The sequence below is a fragment of the Spirosoma sp. genome (assembly GCF_048594605.1).
Classification (GTDB): Bacteria; Bacteroidota; Bacteroidia; order Cytophagales; family Spirosomataceae; genus Spirosoma.
The window spans coordinates 1-9,823 of record NZ_JBMDWV010000329.1 but is presented as its reverse complement, the minus strand read 5'-3'; the positions used below and the strand labels follow the sequence as shown (position 1 = coordinate 9,823).

Here is a 9,823-nt window from a genome sequence, read left to right as displayed (position 1 = left end):
CCAAATCCTCAAAAACTGAGGGTTCTGGTGCTGACCGATATTGAAAATGAGCCAGATGATGCGCAGTCGATGGTACGTTTTCTGACGTATTCGAACCAATGGGACGTAGAAGGGCTGATCGCAACGACTTCGGTTCACCAGAAAGAACGGGTTGCTCCGGAACGTATCAAACAGATTGTAACGGCATACGGCAAGGTACGTAACAACCTGCTGCTGCACGAAAAAGGCTATCCCGAAACGGAGTATCTGACCAGCATTATCAAGTCGGGCTATCAAAATTTTGGGATGGGTGCCGTTGGGCCAGGCAAAGATTCGGAAGGATCGGAATGGATTATTTCAGTGGTCGATAAAAAAGATGATCGTCCCGTCTGGATTCCGGTCTGGGGCGGGGCCAACTGTCTGGCGCAGGCACTCTGGAAAGTTCGTCAGACGCGCACGCCCGAAGAGCTTGATAAATTTGTGGCCAAACTGCGGGTTTATACCGTTTCTGATCAGGACGATTCGGGCCCCTGGCTGCGGAAGACCTTTCCGAATCTGTTTTTTATCGCCAGTCCCGGTATGCATGCGGGTGGCGCGTATCATCACGCGACCTGGAGCGGTATCAGTGGCGACAAGTTTCACGGTCGATTTCAGGGTGCCGATTTCAGCATTGTTGATAATCCCTGGTTAGACGAAAATATCCGCAAGAATCACGGGCCGCTGGGCGCTGAGCATCCGTTCACGAAGTTTCTCATGGAAGGCGATACGCCGACGTTTCTGTTCCTGATCAATAACGGCTTAAGCGATCCCGAGCATCCGAATTATGGCAGTTGGGGAGGACGGTATGAGTTTTATACCCCCCGCATGCGCAAGTGGTTCTACGAGCCCGAAACACGCCCGTTCTGGTCGGATGCGGAAGATGAAGTTGTAGGCGTTGACAGTGGCTGGTATACCAGTAATAAAGCAACGATCTGGCGGTGGCGGAAAGCGTACCAAAATGATTTTGCGGCCCGAATCGACTGGACGATCAAACCCTATAAAGAGGCCAATCACCCACCCGTTGCCAAACTGGGCCATGCGAATCAGTTGACGGTCAAGAGCGGAGCGAAAGTCTCGTTCAGCGCCGAAGGCTCCAGCGATCCGGATGGGAATCCGCTCACCTACGACTGGATTTATTACCGCGAACCCGGTACGTTCGACAACAGCCGGGGATTGGACATACAGGATAAACAGAAAAAAAATGCCTTTGTCGTGGCGCCGACCGTAACGAAGCCCGAAACGTTTCACGTCATTCTGGCCGTGACCGATACCGGCGTACCAGCCTTAACACGTTATCAGCGCGTTATTGTGACCGTAATGCCCTAGTATTTTGTCATTCTGATTTAATTGAGATTCCCCCTATCGTCGGAATGACAAAAACAACTCCTAAATCCATTATGAAAAGACTCTTTTTCTGGATACCAATTCTTCTGTTACTGGCAGGAAGTTGTACGAATAAATCCGATACAAACGCACCTAAAAAAGTAGCGGTGATCGTGTCTACGCTGAACAATCCGTGGTTTGTGGTGCTGGCCGAAACAGCGGCTGCGCAGGCGAAGGCGTTGGGATACGAAACTAAAATCTTCGATTCGCAGAACAATACCGCCCTCGAAAGCGACCATTTCGAGAACGCGATTGTGTCGGGATTCAATGCGATTCTGCTCAATCCGACCGATTCTGACGGCTCGATTGTGAATGCGATGAAAGCCAAAGATGCAGGCATTCCGGTGTTTTGCATGGACCGTGAAGTCAACTCGCCCCAGGCCGCTACGTGCCAGATTTTGTCCGATAATTATTCAGGATGTGTTGCCATTGGTAAATACTTTGTGCAGACGCTACGTAGCAATGCGAAAGACAAGCCGATTCAGTACGTCGAAATTCTGGGGCTGGTCGGCGACAACAATACCTGGAACCGTTCGAAAGGTTTTCACAGCGTCGTGGATCAGTACCCAAACTTTAAAATGGTGGCCCAGCAAAGCGCTGATTTCGACCGCAATAAAGCGATGGAAGTACTCGAATCTATTCTGCAGGCGCATCCCGACATCAATGCGGTTTTCTGCGGCAACGATGCCATGGCGATGGGCGCGTATCAGGCGTTGGTAGCCGCCGGGAAAGCGAAGGACGTCGGTGTTTTCGGTTTTGATGGTGCCGACGACGTATTGAACTCCATCCGCGACGGGAAGATCAAGGCAACAGGTTTGCAGTCGCCCCAGACGATGGCCAAAACAGCCGCGCAACTTGCCGATGAGTACTTCAAAGGCAAACGCGATTTTGCTAAAAAGATACCCGTAGCTGTCGAACGGGTTGATCAGACGAACATTAAGGATTATCCGGTTGCCAAAAAATCCTGACAAGCCATGCCGAAAAATACCCTCAACTATGCCGTTCTGCTGGTTCTGATCGCGGTTGTTGCTTATAACTCTGTGTACTTCAAAAAGCTGGATGAAGTGAAGGCTTCGGCAGGTACCACCGGCGGCAGTACGTTCAATGCTGCAGCTTACGCCCAAAAATTCTGGACGGAAAAACTGCTTCCCGCTACGTCAAATGCTGCGGATTTACCTACGCTCACTACGTTGCTCAAAACCGACAAAGCAAAAGGATTTGATACGTATTCGCACGCGCTGGGCATCGGAAACATCCGTTATTTTCTGGTTAAAGGCGAAGGCAAAATTACCAGCGTGGGCAACGATGACGTGAGCGTTACGTTGCCATCGGGCGAGACAGTGAAGGTGGCGACCGAATACATTTTTGGAAATGCCGCCCGCGATGCGTCGGGTCTGATCAAAATCACAGAATTTGATAACACAATGGACCTCAACAACGTATCGGCGGAGTTGAACAGCATTATCCGTAAACAGGTCGTGCCGTCGTTCAAAGCCTCTGCCAAGCCCGGCGCTACGGTCAAATTCGTCGGAGCCATTGAGTTGAATCGCGAATATTTGCATCTGAATAATCTGGAAGTGATTCCGATTTCTGTAGAAGTCCATTAACGTGGTGTCGGTTTCTCAAAATCGACATTTCCGTGTCTGGTATAGCGTCGGTTTTGAGAAACCGACACCACATAAACATCCCAAGCCCATGTTAGTAGCCGAAAAGATTACCAAACGTTTTGCTGGCGTAACTGCGCTGGCCGGGGTTTGTCTTGAGTTTCTGGCGGGCAACGTAACGGCGGTGATTGGCGAGAACGGGGCCGGAAAATCGACGTTGATGAAAATTCTGTCGGGCGTTTATTCCGATTACGAAGGGCAGATCCAGTTCAATGGGGAGCCGGTTCGGTTTCACTCCATCCGCGATGCGCAGGAATGCGGCATTGCCATCATCCATCAGGAACTCAACATGATTCCGTACCTGAGCATCACGGAAAATATTTTCTTAGGCCGCGAAATCACCACGCGCTGGGGCACCCTCGACCGGAAAGCCATGCGCACCAAAACCCGCGAACTGCTCGACAAACTAAAACTTCCGATCGGCCCCGATACGTTGGTGGCGCAACTGAAAGTCGGTCAGCAGCAGGTGGTTGAGATTGCCAAAGCGTTGCTTGTGGAGTCGGAAGTAATCATCATGGACGAGCCGACCTCGGCCATTACCGATAGCGAAGTGGCCGTTCTGTTCGAGATCATCAACGACCTCCGGCGCGAAAACAAAGCGATTGTTTACATCTCGCACAAGCTCGACGAGCTGTTTACCATTGCCGACCGCTACGTTGTGTTACGGGATGGAAAATCCATCGAATCGGGCAGCATGGCAGGCATCGATCACGATACGTTGATTCGGAAAATGGTGGGACGGGATATCAACATCATCCGTCGACAATCGACAGACCAGCCCTACGCTACGTTGCTCTCGGTCGAAAATCTGTGCCTGAAACATCCGGTTCGTGTTCAGGACAATCAACTGAAGAATATCTCGTTTACGGTGGGCCGGGGCGAAATTGTAGGCATTTTCGGGCTGATGGGTGCGGGACGTACGGAATTGCTGGAGACCCTGTTTGGCCTCCATCCGAAACGTAGCAGTGGCGACATTTCGATTGATGATCAAACTATTCAGTGTAAAGCGCCGATTGACGCGATTCAGTCGGGGCTAGCGCTGGTGCCGGAAGATCGCAAGAAAGACGGGCTGGTACTGGGGCTCGACGTGCAGACGAACATTAGTCTGTCGAATCTAAAAACCGTTGAACAGGCTGGCTTGCTGAGTAGGCAAAAAGAAACGACGCTGGCGAAAAAATACATTGCCGACTTACGGATCAAAACGCCATCGGAGAAGCAGGCTGCCAAAAACCTGAGCGGTGGCAATCAGCAGAAAATTGTCTTGTCGAAATGGCTGGCTACGCATCCAAAATTACTGATGCTCGACGAACCGACGCGCGGCATTGATGTGAACGCCAAGAACGAAATCTATAAACTGATTCTGCAACTGGCCGATGAAGGCATGGGCATCCTCGTTGTCTCGTCCGAACTCCCCGAAATCCTGGCCATCTCCGACCGGATTCTGGTGATGAGCGAAGGCGTTTTAACGGCTGAAATGTCCGTTCAGGAAGCCTCTGAAGATCGTATTTTGAAAGCGGCAATACCGAAATCAATGAGTGAATGAGTGAAATTTATGTTACAACAGGCAGAACACCCCTAAATCCCCTAAAGGGGACTTGGTTCATTCTCAGACAAAGTCCCCTTTAGGGGATTTTGGGGTGTTCTGACAGTTTTCTAAGTTCCTATGCAACTAACCGCAACTTCTTACCGACCGTTTCTGACCCGATTTCAATCGCTGATTGCCCTTTTCATTCTGTGTCTGGGCATTAGTCTCATGTCGGATAAATTTCTAACCGTCGCCAACTTCTGGAACGTACTACGTCAGATTTCTGTCAACGTCTGCATCTCAACGGGCATGACGCTTGTGGTGCTCACCGCCGGAATCGACCTGTCAGTTGGCTCGGTGCTGGCTTTGTCGGGAGCCATTACGGCGGGTTTGCTACGTAACGGCATCGAACTTCCATCGGCCAATCTGTTCATCGGTTTTACGTTGCTCGGCGCTACGTTGGCGGGTGTGCTCACCGGCTCAGGACTGGGCTGGTTCAACGGCTGGGCCATTACCCGCTTCAATCTGCCGCCCTTCGTCGCTACGTTGGCCATGCTCACCATCGCTCGAGGCCTGACTATGCTCTGGACCGAAGGATTTCCGATTACGGGGCTGGGCGACTCGTTTACATTTCTCGGAACGGGCTGGTTTCTGGGTATTCCGGTGCCGGTCTGGGTGTCAGGAATTATTGTCGCTGCGGCTGTATTGCTTACGGACAAAACCCGCTTCGGACGCTACGTTTATGCCATTGGCGGCAGCGAAAGTGCGGCCCGACTATCGGGGGTGAACATCAACAAAATCAAGATCCTGGTGTATACCCTTGCGGGTGCACTGGCAGCTGTGGGCGGTCTGCTCGTTACGTCGCGGCTGGATTCGGCTCAACCCAATGCGGGCATCAGTTACGAACTCGATTCCATTGCGGCCGTCGTGATTGGTGGTACGTCGCTGTCGGGCGGGCGGGGCAGCATTCTCGGAACCGTGCAGGGTGCCATCATCATCGGTGTGCTGAACAACGGCCTGGTGCTGCTCAACGTATCGCCGTTCTGGCAGCAGGTCGTGAAAGGCTTCGTGATTCTGCTGGCCGTAATTATTGATAAATCGAATTCGAAGAATGAGTAAAGTTCTGTAACCCCTAAATCCCCTAAAGGGGACTTAGCTCGCACTTGGACAAAGTCCGGCAGCGGCCGACCGTCCTTTAGGGGATTTAGGGGTTACAGAACTGTAGGAGCAAAAAATCTCTAACACACAACAAACCTACTGGCCATGAGTCGATTTATGTTGATTTTCGTTTACGTTCTGATGGCGGGTTTACTGCCTTCAATAAGCGTAGGACAATCCAGATCGGTACCCAATGAACCCAAAACCAGGCTGGTTGTGCTGACGGATATTGAAGCTGACCCCGACGATTCGCAGTCGCTGGTACGTTTGCTGACGTATGCAAATCAGTTTGATATGGAAGGGATTATTGCCACTACGTCTATCCACCAGAAAAAACGGATTGCTCCCGAAACCATCCACCAGATTATAGACGCTTACGGAAAAGTTCAGCCGAATCTGCTCAAACATGAACCCGGCTATCCGACGGCTCAGGCTTTGAAGACACGTATCAAAAAAGGTCTGGCAGTGTACGGAATGGGAGGTGTCGGTGAAGGGCACGATTCGGAAGGCTCGGAATGGCTTATCAATCTGCTCGACAAACCCGATGCCCGGCCACTCTGGGTGTCGGTATGGGGCGGTCCGAATACGCTGGCGCAGGCCCTCTGGAAAATCAAGCAAACCCGAAAGCCCGAACAAGCCGAAAAACTTTATCAAAAACTGCGTGTGTACACCATTTCCGATCAGGACGATTCCGGCCCCTGGATACGAAAAACATTCCCGAACGTATTTTTTATCTGTAGTCCGGGCTATGGGTATGCCAACGCTACGTGGCGGGGGATCAACACGACCGAGCCGGGCACGCATCCCGAATTTGTCAGTGCCGACTGGCTGGCAAAGCATATCCAACAGGGGCACGGGCCGATGGGGGCACAATACCCGGACGTAGCGTACGGTATGGAAGGCGATACGCCCGCGTTTCTGGGATTGATACCAAACGGTCTGAATACGCCCGAACATCCTGATTATGGCGGATGGGGCGGTCGCTACGTACTGGAAAAGCCGGCGTTCAAAGCGACAACTCAACGCATGGGACCGGCCGATGCACCAGCTGAAGAACCCGAAACCCGACCCATCTGGACCAACGCCGTCGATTCATTGTATACGAGCGCTTTACCCAGAAAATCGTATTTTGAACCCGCCGAACCTACCGGACCGAAAAGCATCCGGACAACCATCTGGCGGTGGCGTCAGGATTTTCAGAACGATTTTGCGGCCCGTATGGACTGGTGTACCAAACCGTATCAGGAAGCCAACCATCCGCCCGTACCGGCTTTAGCACACGCCGATAAACTGACGGTAAGATCGGGCGAGCAATTTCACCTGAACGCAGCAGGCACCACCGACCCTGACGGCGATTCGATGAGTTATCTGTGGTTTCAGTATCCGGAAGCAGGAACGTATCCGGGATCAGTCAGTTTCCGGCCATATGCCTCCAATCTCTACGATTTACCTGTAACAGCACCCACCGTCGATAAACCACAAACCATCCATTTCATCCTGCGCGTCACCGACAAAGGCACCCCTGCCCTCACCCGCTACAAACGGGTAGTTGTGGAGGTGCTTCCAAAGTGATAACGTATCGTTTAGACTATTTTGCGCTATTTTCTCCATGACCAATTCCTACATTTTAGCCATCGATCAGGGTACCAGCAGCACCAAAACGCTTTTGTTCGACGGAGAAGGACGCGTTGTTGCCCGGGCGTCGGAACCCCTGAAAACCAACTATTTTAGTGACGGTTACGTAGAGCAGGACCCGGAAGAAATTTTCCGAAACGTACTAACTTCCGTTGGAAAATGCATTGGTACGTTCGCGGCTGAAGGCGGGAATCTGAAAGCCGTTAGTGCCTGCGGTATTTCCAACCAGCGCGAAACGTTCATCGTGTGGGACGAGAACGGCGTGCCCTTACACAATGCTGTCGTCTGGCAATGTAAGCGGTCCATCAGCGTTTGTGAACGACTTAAGGTGGAAGGATTAGAAGGCACAATTCAGACAAAAACAGGTCTGTTTATTGACCCCTATTTTTCGGGAACCAAGCTGATCTGGCTGTACGAAAACAACTCGGCGGTTCGCCAAGCTATTGACGCCGGGAAAGCCTATTTCGGCACGGTCGATACGTGGCTGCTCTATAAACTGACGAATGGGAAGCAGTATTTAACCGATTATACCAATGCCTCCCGAACGCTGTTTTTCAACCTCAATACGCTACGTTGGGACGACGAACTACTTGCTACGTTCGGTTTATCGAAGCTGAATCTGCCCGAGCCAAAACCTTCATCTGCCTTCTTCGGCGAGTCGAATTTCAATGGCTTATTCGATCATATCCTGCCCATTACCAGCCTGATTGGCGACTCGCACGCGGCTGCGTTTGGCGAAGGCTGTTTTACACCCGGCACGGCCAAAGCTACGCTGGGAACGGGTTGTTCTATTATCATGAACATCGGTGAGACGCTCACTACGTCGCAACACGGCATGGTGACGACTATTTGCTGGAGCACCGAAAACCGCGTGGATTACGCGCTCGAAGGAGTGATCGTTACGTGCGGGGCTACAATTGAATGGTTAAAAAACAGCCTGGACTTATTTGCCGAAAGCCGCGAAACAGAGGCAATGGCAACAGCCGTTCCGGATAATGGTGGGGTTTATATCATCCCGGCATTCAGCGGCCTGGGCGCTCCACACTGGCAAATGTCGCGCAAAGCATCCATATCAGGGCTAACGTTTGGTTCGACCAAAAATCACCTTGTCCGGGCAGCTCTGGAATCCATTCCGTATCAGATCAAGGATGTTATTGTTGCGATGGAGCAGGACACAGGGATTCCGCTGGAAGAACTGATGGTAAATGGTGGTATCAGCGCCAACCAATTTGTCACACAATTTCTGGCTGACGTATTGGGTAAAGCGGTTGTCAATCGTGCCATGCCCGACGTATCGGCTTTAGGCGCTGCTTATCTGGCGGGATTAAAAACAGGGCTTTATACTGATTTAGCTCACCTACAGCTGTTAAACGCAGGAAAAACAGCCATTCAGCCTGCTGAAAACCGTTCAGTTATTGATGACGCTTACGCGGGATGGCAATTCGCAATAAATCAATCCTAAACTTCGGCACACCTTCTGCAATAGCTGGCTTTTCCATTACGTATGCAAAACCTTACCCCAGACTCCTATTCTCATTCATCCAGTGAACCGCAAAATCAACCAGATCTTTCACTCGAAAAAGCTTGATGTTGGCTGAGGCTACTTTAGCCAATCTAACCTGGCTGGTTTGCTGTTCAAATGCCGCGCCGATTGCTTCGAAATCCTGATCATACAAATAAATATCATCAAATTCCTGCCATTCCGCCTGGTTGTCTCGAAGAACTCTGAATGCTCGTTTGTACCGTTTGTGAGGGGCAAATTTATTCCGCATCTCAGCCAGGTGCAGACACGAGCAGTTAACGTAAGAGACGCCTAACAACAACACGCAGGCATTCAAAGCATATAAGCGCCCCAGGGGTGAGTCTTCACCATTCGGAAAATCATAAGCCCCATCCTGGGTTACAAAATCCGCCTGAGGCCCCCTGGCAAGCCAGGAAGCCCAGGGATGATCAGAGCGTTTTGTGCCGTTCATTTTTCTAAACGTTTCAGGGATAACGCCCATTTGGTAGGTTGGGGTAAGGTCGACCTGAAAAGCAGGTAAATGATCCGATATGATTTGCATCCATTCTGGTGGTAGGTCTTCGTTAAGACAATCTTCTGGTTTGGTAAGATCGGAAGTAAATCCAGGCATAACCAAGGTACCACGTGCCCCCAAAACAGTGCTTAATGCCTGAATGACAGCTACCGGACCGCCAACAATATAACCCATCGAGCTCAGTGAGGAGTGCACGATCAGTGTCTCACCCCGAATGTTCAATTGAGCCAGATCCTGCTCAACCGTATGTTTTGGGATAGGTTTTGATTTAGGGATCATTCTGTTTTAAGAAGCGGGCTATCCGGGCTGACGAATGGTTTGTATTGCCTGAACAAGCTTCAATCTAGTTTTGCCAGGACTTCCTCAAAGCCTCTACCCAATTAAATCTGACTCAAGCATGGATC

General features: G+C 51.1%; 8 protein-coding genes. 7 read left to right on the top strand and 1 reads right to left on the bottom strand.

Going from position 1 to position 9,823, the window contains the following annotated elements:
- The 7 genes from ACOJS8_RS19975 to ACOJS8_RS19945 all read left to right on the top strand — a co-directional run.
- Nucleotides 1-1,344 (top strand): nucleoside hydrolase-like domain-containing protein (locus ACOJS8_RS19975; RefSeq protein ID WP_420150316.1); only part of this gene is annotated, 1,344 nt, incomplete at its 5' end.
- Nucleotides 1,345-1,415: 71 nt separating this feature from the next.
- Entirely contained in the window at nt 1,416-2,369 is a 954-nt protein-coding gene (locus ACOJS8_RS19970) for a D-ribose ABC transporter substrate-binding protein (protein WP_420150315.1), read from the top strand.
- Nucleotides 2,370-2,375: 6 nt separating this feature from the next.
- Nucleotides 2,376-3,008, top strand: coding sequence for a DUF2291 domain-containing protein (locus ACOJS8_RS19965; protein ID WP_420150314.1), 633 nt, complete (start codon nt 2,376-2,378; stop codon nt 3,006-3,008).
- Nucleotides 3,009-3,096: 88 nt separating this feature from the next.
- On the top strand, nt 3,097-4,608 hold the full coding sequence (locus ACOJS8_RS19960) for a sugar ABC transporter ATP-binding protein (protein WP_420150313.1): 1,512 nt from the start codon (nt 3,097-3,099) through the stop codon (nt 4,606-4,608).
- A 120-nt stretch (nt 4,609-4,728) separates the two neighbouring features.
- On the top strand, nt 4,729-5,709 hold the full coding sequence (locus ACOJS8_RS19955; protein ID WP_420150312.1) for an ABC transporter permease: 981 nt from the start codon (nt 4,729-4,731) through the stop codon (nt 5,707-5,709).
- Nucleotides 5,710-5,853: 144 nt separating this feature from the next.
- Nucleotides 5,854-7,320, top strand: a complete 1,467-nt coding sequence (locus tag ACOJS8_RS19950) for a nucleoside hydrolase-like domain-containing protein (protein WP_420150311.1) — start codon at nt 5,854-5,856, stop codon at nt 7,318-7,320.
- Nucleotides 7,321-7,357: 37 nt separating this feature from the next.
- Nucleotides 7,358-8,845: an FGGY family carbohydrate kinase gene (locus tag ACOJS8_RS19945; RefSeq protein WP_420150310.1), complete on the top strand. Its 1,488-nt coding sequence runs from the start codon at nt 7,358-7,360 to the stop codon at nt 8,843-8,845.
- Nucleotides 8,846-8,897: 52 nt separating this feature from the next.
- On the opposite strand, the gene ACOJS8_RS19940 is transcribed toward ACOJS8_RS19945, so the two are convergent.
- Nucleotides 8,898-9,698, bottom strand: a complete 801-nt coding sequence (locus ACOJS8_RS19940) for an aminoglycoside N(3)-acetyltransferase (RefSeq protein ID WP_420150309.1) — start codon at nt 9,696-9,698, stop codon at nt 8,898-8,900.
- Between the last annotated feature and the right edge of the window lie 125 nt (nt 9,699-9,823).